This is a genomic window from Sulfitobacter sediminis, from assembly GCF_040811725.1.
In the GTDB taxonomy this organism is placed as follows: domain Bacteria; phylum Pseudomonadota; class Alphaproteobacteria; order Rhodobacterales; family Rhodobacteraceae; genus Sulfitobacter; species Sulfitobacter sediminis.
In genome coordinates, this window is sequence record NZ_JBFNXX010000003.1 from 132,009 (window position 1) to 151,582 (window position 19,574).

Annotated in this window: 17 protein-coding genes and 1 tRNA gene; 5 read left to right on the top strand and 13 right to left on the bottom strand. The window is 64.8% G+C overall.

Features of this window, described 5'->3' with window-relative positions; all coding sequences use genetic code 11:
• Nucleotides 1-27 precede the first annotated feature (27 nt).
• Together AB2B41_RS05145 and hemA are read left to right on the top strand one after the other, a co-directional pair.
• Nucleotides 28-462, top strand: coding sequence for a DUF302 domain-containing protein (locus tag AB2B41_RS05145; RefSeq protein WP_367876679.1), 435 nt, complete (start codon nucleotides 28-30; stop codon nucleotides 460-462).
• Nucleotides 462-1,679 (top strand): 5-aminolevulinate synthase, encoded by a 1,218-nt coding sequence (hemA, locus tag AB2B41_RS05150; protein WP_367876680.1) that lies wholly within the window; start codon nucleotides 462-464, stop codon nucleotides 1,677-1,679. The genes AB2B41_RS05145 and hemA overlap by 1 nt, the downstream gene beginning before the upstream one ends.
• Before the next feature lie 103 nt (nucleotides 1,680-1,782).
• Here the strand turns inward: hemA and AB2B41_RS05155 are convergent, their stop codons facing one another.
• The 3 genes from AB2B41_RS05155 to AB2B41_RS05165 form a co-directional block, all read right to left on the bottom strand.
• Nucleotides 1,783-2,847 carry a YeeE/YedE family protein gene (locus AB2B41_RS05155; RefSeq protein ID WP_367876681.1) on the bottom strand — a complete coding sequence of 355 codons (1,065 nt, stop codon included), beginning with the start codon at nucleotides 2,845-2,847 and terminating at the stop codon, nucleotides 1,783-1,785.
• Between the two features lie 82 nt (nucleotides 2,848-2,929).
• A complete protein-coding gene (locus tag AB2B41_RS05160; RefSeq protein WP_367876682.1) occupies nucleotides 2,930-3,877 on the bottom strand; it encodes an MBL fold metallo-hydrolase in 948 nt (315 codons plus the stop codon).
• 2 nt (nucleotides 3,878-3,879) lie between these two features.
• The gene (locus AB2B41_RS05165; protein WP_367876683.1) at nucleotides 3,880-4,791 is read right to left on the bottom strand and encodes an MBL fold metallo-hydrolase; all 912 of its coding nucleotides are present in this window, start codon (nucleotides 4,789-4,791) and stop codon (nucleotides 3,880-3,882) included.
• Between the two features lie 347 nt (nucleotides 4,792-5,138).
• On the opposite strand from AB2B41_RS05165, the gene AB2B41_RS05170 reads away from it, so the two are divergent.
• The gene (locus tag AB2B41_RS05170; RefSeq protein WP_367876684.1) at nucleotides 5,139-7,319 is read left to right on the top strand and encodes a DUF4214 domain-containing protein; all 2,181 of its coding nucleotides are present in this window, start codon (nucleotides 5,139-5,141) and stop codon (nucleotides 7,317-7,319) included.
• Nucleotides 7,320-7,446: 127 nt separating this feature from the next.
• Entirely contained in the window at nucleotides 7,447-10,008 is a 2,562-nt protein-coding gene (locus AB2B41_RS05175) for a sensor domain-containing protein (protein ID WP_367876685.1), read from the top strand.
• A gap of 58 nt (nucleotides 10,009-10,066) precedes the next feature.
• Here AB2B41_RS05175 and AB2B41_RS05180 read toward each other — a convergent pair.
• The 6 genes from AB2B41_RS05180 to AB2B41_RS05205 all read right to left on the bottom strand — a co-directional run bounded on the left by AB2B41_RS05180 (nucleotide 10,067) and on the right by AB2B41_RS05205 (nucleotide 15,349).
• Nucleotides 10,067-10,141: transfer RNA gene (locus AB2B41_RS05180), tRNA-Glu, on the bottom strand.
• A 76-nt stretch (nucleotides 10,142-10,217) separates the two neighbouring features.
• Nucleotides 10,218-11,966: a single-stranded-DNA-specific exonuclease RecJ gene (gene recJ / locus AB2B41_RS05185; protein WP_367876686.1), complete on the bottom strand. Its 1,749-nt coding sequence runs from the start codon at nucleotides 11,964-11,966 to the stop codon at nucleotides 10,218-10,220.
• 106 nt (nucleotides 11,967-12,072) lie between these two features.
• Nucleotides 12,073-13,041 carry a class II fructose-bisphosphatase gene (gene glpX, locus AB2B41_RS05190; RefSeq protein WP_367876687.1) on the bottom strand — a complete coding sequence of 323 codons (969 nt, stop codon included), beginning with the start codon at nucleotides 13,039-13,041 and terminating at the stop codon, nucleotides 12,073-12,075.
• Nucleotides 13,038-13,703 carry a ceramidase domain-containing protein gene (locus AB2B41_RS05195; RefSeq protein WP_367876688.1) on the bottom strand — a complete coding sequence of 222 codons (666 nt, stop codon included), beginning with the start codon at nucleotides 13,701-13,703 and terminating at the stop codon, nucleotides 13,038-13,040. Before AB2B41_RS05195 ends, glpX begins: the two co-directional genes overlap by 4 nt.
• Nucleotides 13,704-14,990: a homoserine dehydrogenase gene (locus AB2B41_RS05200; protein ID WP_367876689.1), complete on the bottom strand. Its 1,287-nt coding sequence runs from the start codon at nucleotides 14,988-14,990 to the stop codon at nucleotides 13,704-13,706.
• A 71-nt stretch (nucleotides 14,991-15,061) separates the two neighbouring features.
• Nucleotides 15,062-15,349: a hypothetical protein gene (locus AB2B41_RS05205; RefSeq protein ID WP_367876690.1), complete on the bottom strand. Its 288-nt coding sequence runs from the start codon at nucleotides 15,347-15,349 to the stop codon at nucleotides 15,062-15,064.
• Between the two features lie 76 nt (nucleotides 15,350-15,425).
• Between AB2B41_RS05205 and AB2B41_RS05210 the strand changes: the two genes are divergently transcribed.
• A complete protein-coding gene (locus tag AB2B41_RS05210) occupies nucleotides 15,426-16,022 on the top strand; it encodes a TetR/AcrR family transcriptional regulator (protein WP_367876691.1) in 597 nt (198 codons plus the stop codon).
• 65 nt (nucleotides 16,023-16,087) lie between these two features.
• Here AB2B41_RS05210 and AB2B41_RS05215 read toward each other — a convergent pair whose 3' ends face one another.
• The 4 genes from AB2B41_RS05215 to AB2B41_RS05230 all read right to left on the bottom strand — a co-directional run bounded on the left by AB2B41_RS05215 (nucleotide 16,088) and on the right by AB2B41_RS05230 (nucleotide 19,562).
• Nucleotides 16,088-16,789: a hypothetical protein gene (locus AB2B41_RS05215; protein WP_367876692.1), complete on the bottom strand. Its 702-nt coding sequence runs from the start codon at nucleotides 16,787-16,789 to the stop codon at nucleotides 16,088-16,090.
• 182 nt (nucleotides 16,790-16,971) lie between these two features.
• Nucleotides 16,972-17,883 (bottom strand): pirin family protein, encoded by a 912-nt coding sequence (locus AB2B41_RS05220; RefSeq protein ID WP_367876693.1) that lies wholly within the window; start codon nucleotides 17,881-17,883, stop codon nucleotides 16,972-16,974.
• Between the two features lie 102 nt (nucleotides 17,884-17,985).
• Complete coding sequence (fosX, locus tag AB2B41_RS05225) at nucleotides 17,986-18,393, bottom strand: FosX/FosE/FosI family fosfomycin resistance hydrolase (RefSeq protein WP_367876694.1); 408 nt, start codon at nucleotides 18,391-18,393, stop codon at nucleotides 17,986-17,988.
• The gene (locus AB2B41_RS05230) at nucleotides 18,390-19,562 is read right to left on the bottom strand and encodes a reductive dehalogenase (RefSeq protein ID WP_367876695.1); all 1,173 of its coding nucleotides are present in this window, start codon (nucleotides 19,560-19,562) and stop codon (nucleotides 18,390-18,392) included. The genes fosX and AB2B41_RS05230 overlap by 4 nt, the downstream gene beginning before the upstream one ends.
• Between the last annotated feature and the right edge of the window lie 12 nt (nucleotides 19,563-19,574).

Sequence of the window (19,574 nt, forward strand, 5' to 3'; positions counted from 1 at the left end):
CTGCTGCGCAGGATAAGGAGGAAACCCATGCGACTTACTATTCTTGCGACTGCCCTTGGCCTTGTGACGGCAACCGCCTCTCTGGCCGAAGCACCGATCACCGTTCCCTTTGACGGCTCCTTCGAGGACGCCACCTTCGCGGTAGAAAGCGCGATCGTGGGCAAGGGGCTTGTCATCGACTACGTCAGCCACGTGGGCGAGATGCTCAACCGCACGGGTGCGGACGTGGGCAGCGACGCGATGATCTTCAAATCCGCCGATGTCTTCCTGTTCTGCTCTGCCGTCGTCTCGCGCGAGGTGATGGAGGCAGACCCGATGAACATCCAGCATTGCCCCTATGGCATCTTTGTCGCCGAGGGCGACGACGGGGTGATGATCGGCTATCGCGACTACCCCGATGGCACCATGCAGCAGGTCGAGGACCTGCTTTCCGAAATCGTATCCGAGGCTACAGCGAACTGATGAACTACCAAGACTTCTTCCGGTCCGAATTGAACGCACTGCGTGAGGACGGCAACTACCGCAATTTTGCGGAGCTGGAGCGCCATCGCGGCGCCTTTCCCCATGCCACCTGCCACAACGGACCGGGGGAGGTCACCATCTGGTGCTCGAACGACTACCTCGGCATGGGCCAGCACCCGCAGGTGCTGGAGGCCATGCACGAGGCGCTGGACCGCACCGGGGCAGGGGCAGGCGGTACGCGCAACATCTCCGGCACGACGCATGATCACGTGCTCCTGGAGGCGGAACTGGCCGACCTGCACGGCAAGGAAGCGGCGCTGCTCTTCACCTCGGGCTACGTGTCGAACTGGGCGGCCCTTGGCACGCTTGCGTCGCGCATCCCCGATTGCGTGGTGCTGTCGGATGCACTGAATCATGCCTCGATGATCGAGGGCATCCGCCATTCCCGCGCAAAGAAGGTGATTTGGAAGCACAATGATGTCGAAGACCTCGAGGCCAAGCTTGCCGCGCTGCCGCTGGAGCAGCCCAAGCTGATCGCCTTCGAGAGCGTCTATTCGATGGACGGCGACATCGCCCCCATCAGGGAAATCTGCGATCTGGCGGACAAGTACAACGCCATGACCTACCTCGACGAGGTGCACGCCGTGGGGCTCTACGGACCGCGCGGTGGCGGTATTGCCGAGCGTGAAGGGCTGATGGATCGCCTGACGGTCATCGAGGGCACACTGGGCAAGGCTTTCGGCGTGGTCGGCGGCTATATCGCCGCGAGCGCCGAGCTCTGCGATTTCGTCCGCTCTTTTGCCAGCGGTTTCATCTTCACCACAGCACTGCCGCCCGCAATTGCGGCGGGGGCGGCGGCGTCGATCCGGCACCTCAAGGAAAGCTCGATTGAACGCGAGGGCCAACAGGAAAAAGTTGCCGAGGTGCGTGCGCGTCTCGATGCGATGGGCCTGCCGCATATCGACAACCCAAGCCATATCATTCCGGTGATGGTGGGTGATCCGGTGAAGTGCAGATACATCTCGGACGTGCTGCTGAAAGAGCACGGGATCTACATCCAGCCGATCAATTATCCCACGGTGCCCAAAGGCACCGAACGTCTGCGCATCACCCCGTCGCCGGTGCATTCGGCAGAGGATATCGACCGGTTGGTCGGCGCGCTGGAGCATCTCTGGACCCAGTGCGAACTGGCCCGGATGCCGATGGCGGCGCAATAAAGCGAAGCTGTAAATTCTGCGTCTCCCGGACCTGATCCGGGACCTAGACGGAAAAGATGAGGCCCTGGATCAGCTCCGGGGCCCATTTTTTGGTGAATTTCCGTTAGGTTGCCGCAGCCTGACCGGCCACCCGCGCGTTCACCACAAGCTGCGTCGCAACCGCGCCGACCCACATGCAGAACACCGCGACCCATGCCGTCAGCGCCAGGATCGCCCCGCCCGAGACACCCGCGCCGACCGCGCAGCCCCCGGCGAGCATTGACCCGAAGCCCATCAGTATGCCGCCGATCAGGTAGCGCTCCATCGGCACATCCGGGCCGAACCGCTGAATTTTCGCCTCGCCCTTGACCAGCGCTGCGATCAGCGCGCCGAGAAAGACACCGGGCACCAGCCCCAGGCCGAAGCTCAGCGGCAGGTCGCGTTCGTTCACCAGCGCCATCAGCGTGTCGGTGGAGGGGCCCGTGAAGGTGACCGACTGAACGGCGACGACCTCGAAAGAAGCCGCCGCGATGGCGAAGGTCAGCCACCAGCCCAGCCCCACGGCAAGTCCGACGCCCGCGGCGGCGACCAGTTCAGAGGCCCGCACGCCCTTGTTTCGACCGAAGACGAAGGCCAGCATGAGCGCCCCGAGGCCAAGGGCCGCCGCGACTGGAAGGGTCGTGGCATCGAGATGCACCAGATAACGCCCCTGCCCACCTGCCACGGTCCAGAGACCGGCCAGCTTTTCGCGCGCCGGGGCCAGAACGCCGCTCAGGGCCGCCTGCGCCGTCAGGGTGACGACAAGCCCCGTGATGATCGCCCGCAGATTGCCCGAGGCCGACAGGACCAGCAGGCGGCTCACACAGCCGCGCGCGAGGATCATGCCGCAGCCGAACATCAGCCCGCCGATGATCGCCCCCGACATGCTGCCCGTTGCCGCCAGTTGCCGCGCCGAGGAAACGTCGAGAAGGCCGAGAAGGATCAAGATCTGCACCGATGTCAGTGCGGAGAGGAATGCAACCAGCCAGATCGACAGCTTCGGCCCCAAGCTGCCGCCCGCCACTTCCGCGGTCGCCGCCCGAAGGCAGAAGCGTGAGTGATAGGCGGAGATGCCAAAGAACACTCCCACGAACGCGCCCGCTGCCACCAGCAGGCCGGGTTCTCCAAACCGGTCGATCAGAGCTTCCATCGTTGCGCACCTTCAGATTCCACTGGCCTTCAATGGCCCAAGGGACGGCGCGCCTCCTTGATGTGGCTCAAATCCGGGTGGCTTATTCGAACTCCATCTGCTCGTAGACGCGGCCCGCGTTCTTGGTCGCCAGCTCCTCGAAGGTGTCGAGGTTCCTGTAGGGGGACTGGTCCACGTAATAGGCTTCTGAAAGATCGCCGCCATTGTCGATATGCTCACCGATCTTCTCACGCAGGTAGACAAGATAGTCGTGCGTATAGCGGCGCACCTGGTCCATGTTCGTGGGATGCCCGTGGCCGGGGATCACGTAGGTGGCGTTCAGTGCCTCGAACCCGTTTTCCCACGTCTCGATCCAGTCGAGCGCGATGGTATCGGCAAAGATCGGCAGCATCCGTTCGTGAAACGCCATGTCGCCCGCGATCACAAGGCTTTGCGCCGGCAGCCAGACCTGGGTGTCGCCGGGTCCATGGGCGGGGCCAAGGTGCAGGACCTCGATGGTGTAATCTCCCATCTCGATGACGCGCTTGTCCTCGAAGGTCTCGGTGGGGGGCGCGACGAAGGTGCCTTCGGCCTTGTCCCGGTTGTAGCGCTGCATCGCTTCAAGGATACGATGGCCGTTCTCCTCGACCTCGTGGGCCGCGTCCACATGCGCCAGGATCGGCACCCCCTGTTCCGACCAGTAGGAATTGCCCAGCATCGCATGGCCCTGACCGTTCTCGTTGATCACCAGTTTCACGGGCTGGTCGGTGATCTGCCTGATCTCCTCGTGCAGCGCCTTGGCCAGCACGTAGGCCGCGCCGCCGTTGATCACGATCACCCCGTCGCCGGTGACGATGAAGCTGAGGTTGTTGTTGTGGCCCGTGTTTTCGTAGGTGGGCGGTGCGGTGGCGCCGATGGCGGACCAGACGTTGGGGATGAACTCCACCGGCTTCGAATAGAGCGGGGAGCCGGGATATTGGTCGGGGATGTCCTCGCTTGCCAGGGCGGGCAGGGCGAGGGACGCCAGAAGGGCGATCAGGGCGCGGCGCATTCTCATCCCTCCTGTACGAAGCGGTAGCCTTCTTCGGCGGCCTCGACCCGGCCCATGCCGCCGTCCGGCAGGTGGAAGCCCACGATGGGCATCTGCTCGGCGGTGATCCGGTCGAAAAGCACCTTGCGTGTGGCGGCCGCCATTTCGGCGTCCTGGTCCGACCCGCTGGCCCATTCGGGCTTGCGGAAGGCGACATGGTGGTTGCCGATGGCATCGCCCACCACCAGCAGGCTGTCCGAGCCGTTGCGCACCTCAAAACTCATGTGCCCCGGAGTGTGGCCAAAGCTTGCAACCGCGGCGATGCCCGGCAGCACCTCGTCGCCCGCGTCGAAAAGCTCGACCTGATCCTCGATAGCCTCCATCCGGCGTTTCGCGCCCACGGCAAAGGCGGCACGGGCCTCCCCGATCTCGTTCACCGTTTCGGGATTCCACCAGTAGTCCCATTCGGTTCGGCCCATCATGTGGGTGGCCTCGGAAAAGAGCGGCTCGTCGAAATCGTCGAGCAGGCCCCAGATGTGATCGGGGTGCGCGTGGGTAAAGACGACGTGGGTGATGTCGGCAGGCGTCAGCCCAAGGGCATCGAGACTGTCGGTCAGCATACCCGCCGAGGGCATGAAATCGGGGCCGGAGCCCGCGTCGAAAAGCACCGTGTTTGAGCCGTCGCGGTAAAGGGCGAGGTTGCACTCGGGCTCAAGCCGATCCGCGGAGAGGCCGAATTCCGTCAGGATCGGGGCCAGCGCGTCCTTGGGCATCGGCTCAAAGATAAAGCTGCCGGGCAGGACAAGGGTGCCGTCGCTGACCGTGGTCAGCGTTGCCGCGCCAATGGACATCTCCGCGATGGCAAGGCGCGGCAGCGCGCCGGCTAGGGGCAGGGCGGCAGTGCCTGCAAGGAATCGGCGGCGGGTGATGGACATGGCGACCTCCTATAAATTCTCAAACTTGAATATGAATGAGGAACCCGCAAACCGCAAGGAATTACGGCGGATGGCGCAATCCGCCGCTGTCGTGGCCCGGAAGGCCCGGCCGTTGTAGCTGAGCGACCGATTCCCGTATCGCGATTGTCCCTGTCGCGGCAACAAATCCCCGCAACGCGGGCCGATTGTCGGCCCCAAACGTGGCCATATCTTGTTATCTTGCCCCAATTTCGCCTCTTTTGGCCGTAGATGTTGCGAACCGCGGCAGAATTGAGGCAGCTTTGAGGCAGGGTGGGGCGCCCAAGGACTTGGGGAAGTCCGCGTCACATCGGTTTGGGTTGCCACTTATGCCGCTTTTTGCGCTTACAGATATTCAGGGGACGGGGCAGTACGTCTCGGCGGACATGTTCGGCGCGAACGCCGTGTTCGAGCGCACGCTCGATGGCACTCCGACGACGGCCTTTGTGGATGCCGCGCGCACCCTCGGGGTCCAGAACATCCGTTTCGGCGGCGGGCAGTCCGATCTCGATCCGCAACGCGCCAATGCCGACGGCAGCCTGCCGGTGGACGGGGTTTCGGCGATCAACATCGTCGACATGCCCGGCGGCAGCCTGCGGCCGGAACTGGTCAATTTCCTCGACTGGTGCGCGGCAAGCACCCTGTCTGGGCACCCGGTCCAGACCACGCTGATCATCCCGACCAAGCATCTGGGCGTCTCGGAATACGCCGCATTTGCCGATGAGATCGCGGTCTTTGTCCAGACCGTGATGCAGCAATACGGGCCGCTGATCTCGGCCTTTCAGATCGGCAACGAATACTGGGAAATGGGAGAGACGGCCTACGGCCAGAAGGCGTCGATCGCCGCGACCGCCATCGCGCAGGGGATGTCATGGGCCGGGGTCGCCGAACGCGACCAGCCCGAGATCCTGATTCAGATGGCCACGGCAGGCAACAATGGTTCGGAATTCGGCGCGGGTCTTGCCAGTGGCAGCTACAACGCCCGGACCGATGCCGCCAATGCCCATATCATCGCCCAGCTCAGCGCCGAGGCGCGCGATGCCATCGATGGCGTGACCGAGCATTACTATTACAACCGCACCGACTTCGAATTTCCGGATGCCCGCACCGACCTGCGCAGCATCGACCGCGATTACGCAGTCTGGGACGCGGCTTTTTCCAAGGACCTGAGCCTCCACATCACCGAATGGAACATCCGCACCACGGCGGAAGAGCTGCACGGCCTCGTCGCCGCCTCGACCATGGTGCGCCAGTTCGAGAACATGATCGATCTTGGCGTCGACAGTGCCCATGTCTGGACCTTTGATTACCATTCGCGCACCGCGCTCACGCTTGACACCGACGGGGGCGTGCGGCTGGACGGGGAGGGACGGCTGATCAATTCAGCCCACGGGGCGATCTTCGATCTGATGGCTGATGCGCTTGTCGGCAAGGAGCTGGTCTCGGCCAGCTTCGACAGCGCCATGCCTGGGATCGACGTCTCGGCCTATGCTGCCGGCACGGAGATGACGCTTTATGTCTCCTCCCGCTCGACCGAAACCACGGCGTTTACGCTTGACCTGACCAATGCGCTGCCCGGTGCCGAAACCGTGACCGGTGTGCAGGTCTCTCTCGACCCCGGATCGACCGACGGCCGCCAGTGGGTCAACGGCGAGGCCGCCGACAGGCTGATCGTGAATGGGGCGGACTATTTCTATAACGAACACGACGCCGACGTGATCCTGACCGATCTGACCTTTGCTGACGCCAGCCGGATCGACCTGACGCTGAACCCCTTCGAGGTGGTGGAACTGACCCTGCGCCCCGGTCAGGAAGCCGCTTTTCAACCCGCGCCCGTGCCCGCGCCAGTGATCGACGTCCCGTTCGCGCCGGTTATCGTGGCGGAACCGGTGTCATACGGCGAGCTTGCGGGCTCCGATCGGAATGACTGGATCGAGCTGCCGGGCAACGTCAGCAGGGTCTCGGGCGGCGGGGGCACCGACACGCTTGCGCTGAACCTCGCGCGTGACGCGGTCGATGTGCTTTTCAACGGCTACGGCTGGGCCGAACTCTATGCCGATGCCCTGCCCACCGCCGTGACGCTCGACAGCGTGGAAAGACTTGCCTTTTCCGACGGTACGCTCGCGCTCGACACCATGGGCCTTGCCGGACAGGCCTACCGTCTCTACCAGGCGGGCTTTGACCGGACCCCGGACGCGGCCGGTCTCGGCTTCTGGATCGGGCAGCTTGACAGCGGGGCGGTGTCGCTTGCCGGGGCCGCGCGGCATTTCATCGCCTCACAGGAATTCCAGTCGGCCTACGGTAACGAGGCCTCGCTGGGCGATGCCGCCTTTCTCGATCTGGTCTACCTCAACGTGCTGAACCGCCGACCCGATCAGGCGGGCTATGACTTCTGGGAAGAGCAGCTTGCAGGCGGTCTCACCCGTGCCGATATGCTGGTGCATTTCTCGGAAAGCGCAGAAAACGTTGCCAACGTCGCCGGGCAGATCGCCGACGGCATCTGGTTCTGAGAAAACCGCAACCGATTGCGGCCTTTCGTTCCAAGACGTTTCTTATTTTCTGCGTTGTCTAAAACCTCCTTAACGCTTGCCTCTTAAAAACGCTCCCGTCACGTGGAGTGTTTCAGAAGGGTCAGGGATGATCGACGGTGCGGGAACCGTCCGGACAGGCACAGCAGATGCAGATGAGGTGCGCGAAATCGCGGCCCTCCGTATCGCGCGCGACGGAACGGCGCTGTCGGCAAATGCCGCCTTTCGAAGGCTTGTGGGGATGGAGATCGATGAGCCGCTCCACCGGCTGTTCGAGGACTACATCATTCTGCCAAGCGCGCTTGAGGTCATTCTCGCCCAGGTCGGAGGCACCGACACGGAAACGGGCCCCGGTCTGGGCTTGCGGGCACAGCTTGCCCATGATCCATCGGCCAGGGTCTTTCTCGAGCTTTTCGCCGACCGGCGCGCCCCGGAGAAAGCCGTCTTCGCCCGCGCCTGGCCGCTTTCCGATTTGCGTCATGCGGGCCGTCGCGCGGCCGACCTGCGCGCCAGGGATGAATACATCGGCAAGCTCGAAGCCTCGATCAACAGCAGTCAGCTTGCGCTCTGGCATCTGAACATCACGACCAGAGACACCTGGTTCAGCGGTCTCTGGTACGAAACCCTTGGCTACGAGGTAGATCAGTTCGCCGCCTCTTTCGAGACCTTCGCGGAGCTGGTGCATCCCGACGACATGCCCACCGTTATGGCCGCGCTCCAGCCCCTGATGGACGGCAAGGCCGGCCGTTACCATGCGGATTTTCGCATGAAACATGCCAACGGCAATTGGGTCTGGATCGGCGCGACCGGCGCGCGGTTCATTTCGAGCACGAGCCCCGACGAGGTGTTCATCTGCGGCACCCAGGCGCGGATCGACCGCCGCAAGGAGGCGGAGCTGCAACTTGAGAAATCCTTCGCCGGAACCCGCTTCGCGACAGAGCGGCTGGTGCGCCTCGCGGACAACGCGCCGGGGGGCTTCTTCGAATACCACGTCGATGGCGAGGGCCGCATTTCGCTGCCTTACGCGCATCCGGTCGTGCTCGAACTTCTGGGGGTCTCCAAGCAGCAGGTCGATCAGAACCCCGAACAGATGTTCGCCAATATCGACGAGCGTGACATGCCCAGGATGAGCCAGGCGATCGAGGAATCCTCCGGCGGGCTGAGCAAGTTCGAGGTGAAATACCGGGTCAATCATCCCGAAAGGGGCGAACGGTGGATACTGGCCTCTTCCAATCCGGTTCGCGATGCGGATGGCTCGATCCGCTGGTACGGCTTCCTGTTCGATGTCACGAGCGACATGCTGCGCGAGCAGCAACTGGCGGCCCTGCACAGGAACGAGATGCGCCTGCGGCATGAGGTCGAGCGTGCCGCACTGACGGACAGTCTGACAGGGCTCTACAACCGCCGCGCCTTTGACGAGGAAATCCAGGCGCGCCAGCGGAGCGGGGGCGATGCCGACTGCGTGCTGCTCCGCATCGATCTGGATTATTTCAAGTACGTCAATGACACCCTGGGGCACGAAGCCGGTGACGCGGTCCTGAAGCATGTCGCCGACATGCTGCGTGAATGCACCCGTGTCGGTGATTTCCCCGCCCGCGTCGGCGGGGACGAATTCTCGGTCCTGATGGCGCCCGACACCAACATGAACGACGTGGAACAGGTCATCGACCGGCTGCGCGACCGCCTGGCGGAGCCCTTCTTCTTCGAGGGTAAACCCTGCCGTTTCGGGGCCAGTATCGGCATCGCGACCTCCGCCGCGACCAAGGGGACCACCGCCGAACTGCTAACCTTCGCTGACGTCGCGCTTTACGAGGCGAAAGGCAAGGGGCGCAACCGGACCGAGATGTTCACGCCGGAATTGCACCGGACCGTCCTGTCGGAGCGGCGGCTGGCGGTCGACATCCAGCTTGGGCTGGAGGCGGGGGAGTTCGAGTGTTTCTACCAACCCCAGATCGACGCGGTCACCGGCGAGATCAGCGGGTTCGAGGCGCTGGCGCGCTGGAACAGGGGTGATCACGGCATCCAGACTCCCGACCGCTTCATTCCCGTCGCGCGGAAACTCAACATCCTTGCCGATCTCGACAAGGCGATCTTCGAGGCGGCGATGGACGATTTGCTGTTCTGGCGGGACCAGGGTCTGCGGCCCCGCAAGCTGGCCTTCAACGTCAGTTCGGGCCGGCTCAACGATCCCGACCTGATGGCAATTGCCCCCCGCCTGATGGCGGCAGAGACGGTCGTCGCCTTCGAGCTGTTTGAATCGATTCTGATCGAGGAGGAAAGCGCGATCTTTCGCTTCAACCTCGACAAGGCCCGTGATGCGGGTTTCGAGATCGAGATCGACGATTTCGGCTCGGGCCATGCCTCGATCGTGTCGCTCCAGCAGATCATGCCCTCCACGCTCAAGATCGATCGGCGCCTGATCAGTGGCGTGGCCGAAAGCACCCAGTCCCGCGAACTTCTTGGCGCCATCATCCAGATGGGCAAGGCGCTCGGCATCGGGATCATCGCAGAGGGCACGGAGACGCGCGCGCAGGTCGATATCCTGCGAAAGCTGGGCTGCGACGCCTTCCAGGGATATTACTTCGCCCGCCCGATGAACCGCGAGGACACGCTCGCCTTCGCGCGGGGGCACCGCGCGGACTGGCTCTCGGACAAGGGCGAGGTCGCCTGAGGCAGGAGCCGGCAAACCTGCGGGCGCATCGGGGCGGTAAAGATGTGGGGTGAATGAGTGGCAGCCCGTAGGGGAATCGAACCCCTCTTTCCAGGTTGAAAACCTGGCGTCCTAACCGATAGACGAACGGGCCACTGGCCGTGAGCGGTTCATTACGGAAAGGCCGTGGGCTGCGCAAGTGGAAATTTTGCCCCGATCTCCAAAAACCGTCAGGCGGGTGCCGCGTCCTCGAGACGGAGCTGAACCGACTGGCGCCCGCGCCAGATATTGATGTCAAGACGCCCGGCCAGATGGAACCGCTGGCCCCCGTGACCTTCCAGCGCCGCGCCGAGCGGCCCGTCGTAGGCCCCGAAGGCGATAGCGTCCATGCGCCCCCCCAGCCCGTCTCCAAAACTCACTTTCAGGTGGCTTTCGCCCACCCGGCGGGCGTGCAGGATCTGCATCTCGGCGAAGGCATAGCGCGGGCCGGGCGCACCGGCGCCGAACGGGCCGGCCTCATCGATCATCTCGGCCAGTTCCACTGTCGCGGCCCCCGGCATCAGCAGGCCGGTGACATTCAGATCGGCAGGCCCCGCCAGATGCGCGCCCTGTCTGGCCAGCAATTCGCCAAGCCGCGCCATCGCCGCCTCGATCTTGTCCTCGGCCACGGTGAGGCCCGCGGCCATCTTGTGCCCGCCGCCCTTGATCAGCAACCCTTCCGCGGCCAGTCGCTGGATCGGCGCGCCAAGGTCGATGCCGCTCACCGAGCGGCCCGATCCCTTGCCCACACCGTCCTCAAGCCCGATCACGATGGCGGGGCGATTGGCGGCCTCCTTGAGGCGCGCGGCGACGATGCCGACCACGCCGGGGTGCCAGCCGGGGCCCGCCGCCCAGACAAGCGGCGCGTCGAACCCACGTTCCTCGGCCTGCGCAAGCGCGGCGGCGCGCACCGCGGCCTCGACCTCGCGCCGTTCCGTGTTCAGCGTGTCCAGCCGTTCGGCCAGCGCGGCGGTCTCGTGCGGATCGTCCGAGGCCAGCAGGCGTGCGCCAAGGTCGGCCTGGCCAATCCGGCCACCCGCGTTGATGCGGGGTCCCAAGAGGTAACCGAGATGATAGGCGGTGGGTGCCGTTTCCAATCGCGCGACATCGGCCAGCGCCGTGAGCCCCGGTCGCTCACGCCGCGCCATGACGCGCAGGCCCTGCCGCACGAAGGCGCGGTTGACGCCGGTGAGCGGGGCGACGTCCGCGACGGTGGCAAGGGCCACGAGGTCCAGCAGGCCCATCAGGTCCGGTCCGCGCTTGCCCGCCTCGCGCAGCTGGCGGCCTGCCTCCACCAGCATCAGGAAGACCACCGCAGCCGCACAAAGATGGGCGCAGGCGCCGTCCTCGTCCTGCCGGTTGGGGTTCACCACGGCCAGGGCCTCGGGCAGGGTCTCGCCGCCCAGATGGTGGTCGAGCACGATCACATCCGCCCCCTCAGCCGCCGCGATGGGCCTGTGAGACAGCGTCCCGCAATCGACGCAGACGATCAGGTCGTGCGCGGCCGCGAGGTTTGCCATGGCTTCCTCGTTGGGCCCGTAGCCCTCGTCGATGCGGTCGGGCACGTAGAGTGTCGCCCGGTGCCCCATCTCGCGCAGCCAGATCAGCAGAAGCGCGGCGGAACAGCCGCCATCCACGTCGTAATCGGCAAACACCGCGATATGTTCGCGCCGGTCGAGCGCGTGCAGGAACCGCGACGCGGCCTTCTCCATGTCCTTCAGGGATCGCGGATCGGGTAGCAGGTCGCGCAGGGCGGGGACGAGGAAAGCTTCGGCCTCATCGGGTGCCACGCCACGCCGGGCGAGGACCTGGCACACCGGGGCGGGCAGGGCGGTGCGCTGCACCAGCAGTTCCGCCGCGCGCTCCACCTCCACGCCGGGGCCGACCCAACGCCGTCCGGTCAGAGAGGAATCTACCCCCAGAAAAGCTGCCTCAGCCACGTCGCCCCTCGGCAGCCCCCTGCGCGCCGCCCTCTTGCTTCATCTTTCCACTACAACTCAATGCCACCCCAGCCACGGTGATCTGCCGCCCGGGCGGTGCGCCATTCTAGCCGTTGTCCACCGGTGTGCGGTAGTTGATCCGCCGCACCGATCCGGTCTTGGAGCGCATGATCAGCGTCTCGGTGGTCAGCCAGCCGGGCTCGCGGTGCACGCCGGGCAGGATCGCGCCGTCGGTCACGCCGGTCGCGGCAAAAATGACGTCGTCGGTCACCATCTCGTCACGGGTGTAGATACGGTCGAAATCCTCGATCCCGGCCTTGGTCGCGCGGGCCCGCTCGTCGTCGTTGCGGAAAAGGAGCCGTCCGTACATCTGGCCGCCCATGCATTTCAACGCGGCGGCGGCGAGAACGCCTTCGGGCGCGCCACCCGCACCCATGTACATGTCGATGCCCGTCTTGGGATCGGCGCAATGCATGACGCCCGCCACGTCGCCATCGGTAATCAGCCGGATCGCGGCCCCGGTGGCGCGCACTTCGGCGATCATCTGTTCGTGCCGGGGGCGTTCGAGAATGCAGACCGTGATGTCCGCCGGATCGCAGCCCTTGGCCCTGGCGAGCGCGTGGACCCTTTCGCCGGGCGACATCTCCAGCGTGACAACGTCCTTTTCGTAACCGGGCCCAATGGCCAGCTTGTCCATGTAGGTATCGGGCGCATGCAGCATCGAGCCGCGCGGGCCCATGGCGATCACGGTCAGCGCATTGGGCATATCCTTGGCCGTCAGGGTCGTGCCCTCAAGCGGATCGAGCGCGATGTCGACGGGGACCCCCTTGCCGGTGCCCACTTCTTCGCCGATGTAGAGCATCGGAGCCTCGTCCCGCTCGCCCTCGCCGATGACCACCACGCCCGCGATGTCGAGCATGTTGAGCTGAGTGCGCATGGCATTCACGGCGGCCTGGTCGGCGGCTTTCTCATCTCCCTTGCCAATCAGCTTGGCGGAGGCGAGGGCAGCCGCCTCGGACACACGGGCAAGGCCGAGTGAGAGCATGCGGTCTTCGAATTTGGCGGTGGCGGTCATGGGTGTTCAGTCCTTGTCGTATTGCGGATGAGCGCCTGCAGCAGCAGGGCGATCACGGTGCCGTTCAGCAGATGCCAAAAGACGTGGGTACCATAGGGCCAGACATCGCAAAGGGCCATGTCAAAGCTGCGGAAGGTGAGCGAGAGCGCAAAGGTGAGCGTCGCGCCAACGAACCACGGTGTCGCGGGATGGCTGCGTGACCAGGTGAGTGCCGAGATGACGATCATCGCGGCCAGCGCGGGCAAATAGCCCTCGGTGCCGTTGAGATCGAGGTTGAGTTGCGCGATCCCAAAGCCCGTTGCTGTGAAAAAGCCCGCCATCGTGACGGTATATAGCGTGACCCGTTCGGGCGTCGCATGGCCGATCAGCGCCAGCGCGGTCACCGCATAGGCAAGGATGAAAATGAGGATCGGCAGCGTATCGGCCATGCCTGCCCAGCGTGTCGCGAAGGTGTGGAACAGGAACGAGCCGGTGCCGATCACGAAGGCCAGGGCGATCAACAGCCAGACTGACGCGCGCCCGATCCCCCGCCGGCACGCCTCGCGGCTGGCCCAGAGCGCAGCCAGAATGAAGGCAAGGTTCGAGACCGCGTTCAGCGGTTCTGACCAGAAGGACGCATCGGTGCGTTCGCAATAGATGTCGACCGGCGCGGACCAGTCCATTCAGAGCTCTTCGATCCGAAGCGCCACCGGTTCCCCCGCCATCACCCCCGTCTTGTCCATGTTCGACAGCGCGTCGCGAAGGGCGGCATGGGTGGTCTTGTGGGTCACGATCAGCACCGGCGCCGAGGCGCTGTCGTGCTCGTACTGGCGCATTCGGTAGATGCTCACGCCCGCCTCGCCCAGAACGGCGGCGATCTTGGCCAGCGCGCCCGGTTTGTCCACCAGCGCCATGCGCAGGTAATAGGGGGCAGGGGTCTGGGACTGCGCGGCGGTCGATGTCTGGAGGCTGGTGGCCGGCTGACCGAAGACCGGCAGCCGCAGCCCGCGCGCGATGTCGCAGACATCGGCCATCACGGCGCTGGCGGTCGGGCCTTCGCCCGCCCCGGCCCCGCGCAGCACGATCTGCCCCACCGCGTCGCCTTCGAGCACGACCATGTTGGTCCCGCCCTCAAGCTGGCCCAGCGGCGAGGTGTCCGGCACGAGGCAGGGCTGCATGCGCTGTTCCAGCCCCCGGCCGGTTTTCTGTGCGACGCCCAGCAGCTTGATCTTGTAGCCCATGTCGGCGGCCGCGCGGATGTCCTCGATGCTGACCCGCTCGATCCCTTCAAGCTGGATGCCGTCAAAGTCGACCTTGGTGCCAAAGGCAATGGCCGACAGGATCGCCAGCTTGTGCGCGGCGTCGATGCCACCCACGTCCAGTTGCGGATCGGCTTCGAGATAGCCCAGCCCGTCGGCCTCGGCAAAGATCTCCTGATACGTCTTGCCGGAGTTCTCCATCCGCGTGAGGATGTAGTTGCAAGAGCCGTTCATCACGCCCATGACGCGGGTGATCTCGTTGCCGGCAAGCCCTTCCATCAGCGCCTTGATCACCGGAATGCCACCCGCGACGGCCGCCTCGTAGCGCAGGCTGCGGCCCTCGGCCTCCGCGAGTTCGGCCAGCGCCTGACCGTTGATTGCCAGCATGGCCTTGTTGGCGGTCACCACGTCCTTGCCCACCTTCAGCGCCGCCTCGGTCGCGGCCTTGGCCGGGCCGTCTTCGCCGCCCATCAATTCGACAAAGACATCCACGTCGTCGCGTGTGGCCAGGGCGACGGGGTCGTCTTCCCAAGCGTAGTCTTTCAGCGACACGCCACGGTCCTTCCCGCGCGAGCGGGCGGAGACGGCGGAGATGGTGATCTTGCGCCCTGTCCTCGCCTCAAGCAGGACCGCCTGCTGTCGGATGATGCGCACCACGCCGACACCCACGGTGCCCAAACCTGCAATACCAAGGCGAAGCGGATCAGACATGGAGGGGTCCTTTCGTGGCTGTTCGGGGGCGATGTAGCCGGTTCGAAGCGCGCGCGCAACGCGCGAAAGGCCTAGCCCGCGCCGTCTTCCAGCCGTTTCTTCTCGTCTTCGCTCAGCACCGCGCTGCGCAGACGGTTGGCGCGGCCGCGCAGGGCCGCGAGGCGTGCCGCGGTATTGGCCTCCAGCGCCTCGGGATCTGGGCCAGGGACAGCGTCGCGCGCGAGAATGGGCTCGATCGGCACGAGGGCGGGATACTCTGCCGCTTCAAGCTCTGGCGTCTGCGTGAAATCCAGTTCGGGAAACTGCGTGCAGGCCGCGCCGAGCGCTGTAAGGGCAAGAAGAGCTGCGAGGCGTGTCATGGGACATTCCTGCACCAGCCCCGCCGACCGCGCAAGCGGGCATTGCTTTTGAACGCTTGTTCATTAATCTGCATCCATGGCACGGACAACCGGTTCACACGCCGATATCACTGGCCCACGGGTGCGGCAGGCCGCGCTGCGGCTCTTTGCACAAAAGGGCTACGCGGCGGTGTCGATGCGCGCCATCGCGGCCGAGGTCGGGGTGCAGGCCGGTGCGCTCTACAACTACACGCCGGACAAGCAATCGCTGCTCTTCGACCTGATGCGCGGGCATATGACAGAACTGCTGAGCGAGGCCGATTTCTCGGGCGCGGGCAATCCGCTAGACCGGCTGCGACGGTTCGTCGAATTCCACATCCGCTTTCACGCTGACCGGCCCGACGAGGTTTTCATTGCCTACATGGAACTGCGCAACCTCGATCCCGCGAATTTCGCCGAGATCGAAGCCCTGCGTCGGCGGTACGAGGACGGGCTTGAGGCGATCCTGAAAGACGGCGCGCGGGACGGGGTCTTCGCGGTGGAGGACAGCAAGATCATGACCCTGGCGATCATCGCCATGCTGACCGGGGTCAACACCTGGTTCCGTACGGGCGGGCGGCTTTCCCTCGACCAGGTGGTCGGCCAGTACTGGGACATGGTGCGCCGGGCCGTGGGGGCGCAGGTCGAACGATGATAGGCGGCCTACCAGCGCCCAGCCCTAGTACAAACCGCGCCGCAGAAGCTGCCGCATCGGGTCGCTCATCCGGAAGGCGGGCATGTCGTTGCCGGTGTGGCCCAAGGCGATTGAAATCCCCGCACGGATCGTCGTGTCAGCGCCAGAGGCATCGCGTCCGTTGAGCCAATCGCGCGACACCTCCGCGAAAAGCGATGCAGGACTGTCGCCCAGCCGGGTCTGAGGGCCAAGCTTATCTCGTGGGCCATGGCTCCGAAATCCTGCTCGTCGAAATGGGCGATGTCGTAATGCGCGTAAAGTCGTGTCGCCCTGCCGGCCTGCAAGTGCAGCCCGGCACCCGTGCCGAGCCAGTCCAGATCGTTGTCCGCCGACAGCCCCGCCGAGAGGCGTCCTTCAAGCGTCCAGTCCCGGGCAAGAGCCACCATTCCCGCAGCCCCGACCTGACCGTAGGTCGCGGAGGCGTCGTTCTTATCGGCGACCATCAGCGATAGCCCGTATTTCTGCCCGGCGCGCGGGGTCATGTAGAGAACCGTGCCCACGCGTCCGATGCCGCCGGTGCTGCGTTCCTCGTACTGCAGATCGAACTGAGCCCCGTGATACGGCGTGATCGCCACGTCCACGGTGCGCGAGACGAAACCGCCCTCGCTCTCCTGATCGGAGAAGCCCAGCCGCAGTTCCGTACCGATGATGCCGAGGCGGGTGTCAGCGGTGGCGGGCAGGGCGGTCAGAAGGGCAAGGGCGGTGGCCTGGAGGGGCGTTCTAAACATGGAGACTTTCCTTTCGCGAGATCACGATTGTACCGGGCCCCGATGACTGTCCGGGCCGGTATCGCTGATTTGAGAATTTGTGGAAAGTTGAATTTAAACAGGTGGTTAAAAGGTAAGCCGGTTAACGCAAACGAAAGCAGGCCGAACCATCCGGCCCGGCCTGCAGCGGATCAATGTCGTGCCTAATGGGCGGGCTTGATGAAGGTTCCGTTGCGCAGCTCGGCGAAGGCCTGTTCAAGCTCGGCGCGGGTGTTCATCACGATCGGACCGTGCCAGGCGACCGGCTCCTCGATCGGCGCACCCGAGATCAGAAGAAAGCGCACGCCTTCCTCGCCCGCCTGCACCGTCACCTCGTCACCGGTCCCGAAGCGAATGAGCGTCCGGTCGCCCGAGAGGTCGCGGATGTTGACCTCCTCGCCGGCCACTTCCTTTTCCAGCAGGACGCCGGTGGGCTGGGAGGCATCGGCAAACGCCCCTGCCCCCTGAAAGACATAGGCGAAAGCACGACGGTAGGTGTCGATCTTGAAGGTCTTCTTCACGCCCGCGGGCACCGTCACGTCGAGATACTGCGGATCGGCGGCGATGCCATCGACCGGGCCGGTCTTGCCCCAGAATTCACCCGTGATCACGCGCACCCTGGTGCCGTCGTCGTCGATCACCTCGGGAATGTCCTTGGACGTCACGTCCTGGTAGCGCGGCGCGGTCATCTTCTGGCTTGACGGCAGGTTGCCCCAAAGCTGGAAGCCGTGCATCTGACCCTTGGTATTCCCATGCGGCATCTCCTGATGCAGAATGCCGCGCCCGGCGGTCATCCACTGCACGTCGCCCGCGCCCAGCGTGCCGGTGTTACCAAGCGAATCCGCATGTTCGACGGTGCCTTCCAGAACGTAGGTGATGGTCTCGATCCCACGGTGCGGGTGCCACGGAAAGCCGCGCTCGAAATCCTCGGGCCGTTCGTTGCGAAAATCGTCGAAGAGCAGGAACGGGTCGAGTTCGGACGGGTCCTGAAACCCGAAGGCGCGATGCAGCTTGACGCCCGCGCCCTCAAGCGTGGGAATGGCGCGGCGGGTCTCAAGGGTCGGTCTGAGGGACATGTCGTGTCTCCTTGCGTTGCGTTGGCCCAGAGATAGGCGTTTCGATGCACAGGACCAAGGCCCGCCGCAACACGGGTATTGTGCAATGGCGCACAAAGATGATCAGCGCCCTTGGGCGTAGCGCCTCAGCCGGTCCTCAAGCGTCCCGCTGTGCAGTTCGAACAGGTGGTTGTCGTGATCGTGGAAGTAGATCGAATGACCTTCGCCCGCGACGCGGGACCGCCCCTCGCGAACGTCGAGGCCAAGCGCCCTGATCCGGGCAAGCCGGTCGTCGTACTCATCCGGGGCCATCCGGAACGCCACGTGATTGTAGCTGCGCATGGGCAGCGGATCGCCCTCCATCGTGGCGACCCAGACACCGCCGATGTCGAAAAAGCGTTCGAGCGAGAGGGAGAAGGTGTTCTCTCCGCTGTCGTAGATCTTGCGCGCGTCCAGCACCGTGGTCAGGATCTCTTCCATCCTGTCAAGGTCGCGGACGATGAACGTGATGTGGCTGAGGCCTTGGCTCATCGCGCAGCCTTCCACCAGTCGGCCGGCTTGCGGCGTCCGCCGCGCTTGCGGTCGAGCCAGAGCGCAAGCCTGCGCCAGGGCGAGAGCGCGAGTTTCAGCCAAAGCCGGTGGTACCAGCGCGAGAAGTCGCGGTTGAACGGGCAGACCCGCATGCAGATCGCGCAGTCCGAGGTGAGCTTGGCCCAGAAACCGAAGCATTTCTCCGCGTCCGACGTCCACTTCCGCACGCCCTTGATGGCTGAGATATCGGTGCTGGTCTGGGGTGGGCCGTAGGGCAGCGCCTTCACCGGGCAGGCATCGGCGCATTTCGTGCAGATGTCGCAGAAGGCCCGGACGCCGAGAGGTTTTGGTGCGTCATGTGCCAGCGGCAGGTTGGTGAAGATCTTGGAAAACCGCAGCCGGGGTCCGAACTCGGGCGTGATCACCATCTGGTTGCGCGCGTATTCGCCCAGCCCCGCCTTGATGGCGTAGGGGATCACGAGGCCCGTGTCGTTCATGCTCGCCACGGCCTCGTAGCCGAGGTTGCGGATATAGGCGGCAAGCTGCATCACGATGGCCGCCTCGTGGCTGTACTCTCGCCCCGTGGCGGCCCCGGCCAGCGCCGAAGGGTAGGTGGCAACGAGTTCCTCCTCCATCTGGTGCCCCATCACGATAACCGAGGTCATCCCGTCGGGCAGCGTGTTCGGCGCTTCCGAGAAATCGCGGGTGTCCACGCGGCTGACATAAAGCCAACGCTCGTCCAGTTCCGTGATCCCGCAGAGGTCCGCACCGAAGAACAATGCGATGCGCTTGATCTCGGCGGCCATGCGCGCGGGATCCTCGACCTCCTGCCGCATAGGGGCTACGGGCGTGTCATTGCGGATCGCTGACTGAAAGCCCTCGCGCCTGCCATTCTCGGCGTCACGCTCCGAGATCAGGTCGGAGATGAGCCAGCTGGCGTTCCTGAGCGCAAAGTCGCGCTGGGTGAAGCCGTCACCGCGCCGGGGCGTGGCCTCCATCCGGTAGGAGGCGAAAAAGGCGTCCGTTTTCTTGTTGCGGATGCGGTCGTCCCAGAAGGCGCGGGTGAAGATGTCGTTGCGCTGGATGAAACGTTCGAAGTCGTCGGTGACCTCGATCCCGGCGGCGGCGTCGCCGGGGCGCTGGGGCGGTTGGTTAGAGGGATAGGCCATGGGCGGAGTTGA

Excerpts from the sequence above, each read along its gene's own strand:
- AB2B41_RS05165 (WP_367876683.1), bottom strand. The coding sequence starts at position 4,791 with ATGTCCATCACCCGCCGCCGATTCCTTGCAGGCACTGCCGCCCTGCCC.
- AB2B41_RS05215 (WP_367876692.1), bottom strand. The coding sequence starts at position 16,789 with ATGTTTAGAACGCCCCTCCAGGCCACCGCCCTTGCCCTTCTGACCGCC.
- AB2B41_RS05200 (WP_367876689.1), bottom strand. The coding sequence starts at position 14,990 with ATGTCTGATCCGCTTCGCCTTGGTATTGCAGGTTTGGGCACCGTGGGT.
- AB2B41_RS05220 (WP_367876693.1), bottom strand. The coding sequence starts at position 17,883 with ATGTCCCTCAGACCGACCCTTGAGACCCGCCGCGCCATTCCCACGCTT.
- hemA (WP_367876680.1), top strand. The coding sequence starts at position 462 with ATGAACTACCAAGACTTCTTCCGGTCCGAATTGAACGCACTGCGTGAG.
- AB2B41_RS05175 (WP_367876685.1), top strand. The coding sequence starts at position 7,447 with ATGATCGACGGTGCGGGAACCGTCCGGACAGGCACAGCAGATGCAGAT.
- glpX (WP_367876687.1), bottom strand. The coding sequence starts at position 13,041 with ATGACCGCCACCGCCAAATTCGAAGACCGCATGCTCTCACTCGGCCTT.
- AB2B41_RS05145 (WP_367876679.1), top strand. The coding sequence starts at position 28 with ATGCGACTTACTATTCTTGCGACTGCCCTTGGCCTTGTGACGGCAACC.
- AB2B41_RS05205 (WP_367876690.1), bottom strand. The coding sequence starts at position 15,349 with ATGACACGCCTCGCAGCTCTTCTTGCCCTTACAGCGCTCGGCGCGGCC.
- AB2B41_RS05160 (WP_367876682.1), bottom strand. The coding sequence starts at position 3,877 with ATGCGCCGCGCCCTGATCGCCCTTCTGGCGTCCCTCGCCCTGCCCGCC.
- AB2B41_RS05195 (WP_367876688.1), bottom strand. The coding sequence starts at position 13,703 with ATGGACTGGTCCGCGCCGGTCGACATCTATTGCGAACGCACCGATGCG.
- AB2B41_RS05210 (WP_367876691.1), top strand. The coding sequence starts at position 15,426 with ATGGCACGGACAACCGGTTCACACGCCGATATCACTGGCCCACGGGTG.
- AB2B41_RS05170 (WP_367876684.1), top strand. The coding sequence starts at position 5,139 with ATGCCGCTTTTTGCGCTTACAGATATTCAGGGGACGGGGCAGTACGTC.
- AB2B41_RS05230 (WP_367876695.1), bottom strand. The coding sequence starts at position 19,562 with ATGGCCTATCCCTCTAACCAACCGCCCCAGCGCCCCGGCGACGCCGCC.
- fosX (WP_367876694.1), bottom strand. The coding sequence starts at position 18,393 with ATGAGCCAAGGCCTCAGCCACATCACGTTCATCGTCCGCGACCTTGAC.
- AB2B41_RS05155 (WP_367876681.1), bottom strand. The coding sequence starts at position 2,847 with ATGGAAGCTCTGATCGACCGGTTTGGAGAACCCGGCCTGCTGGTGGCA.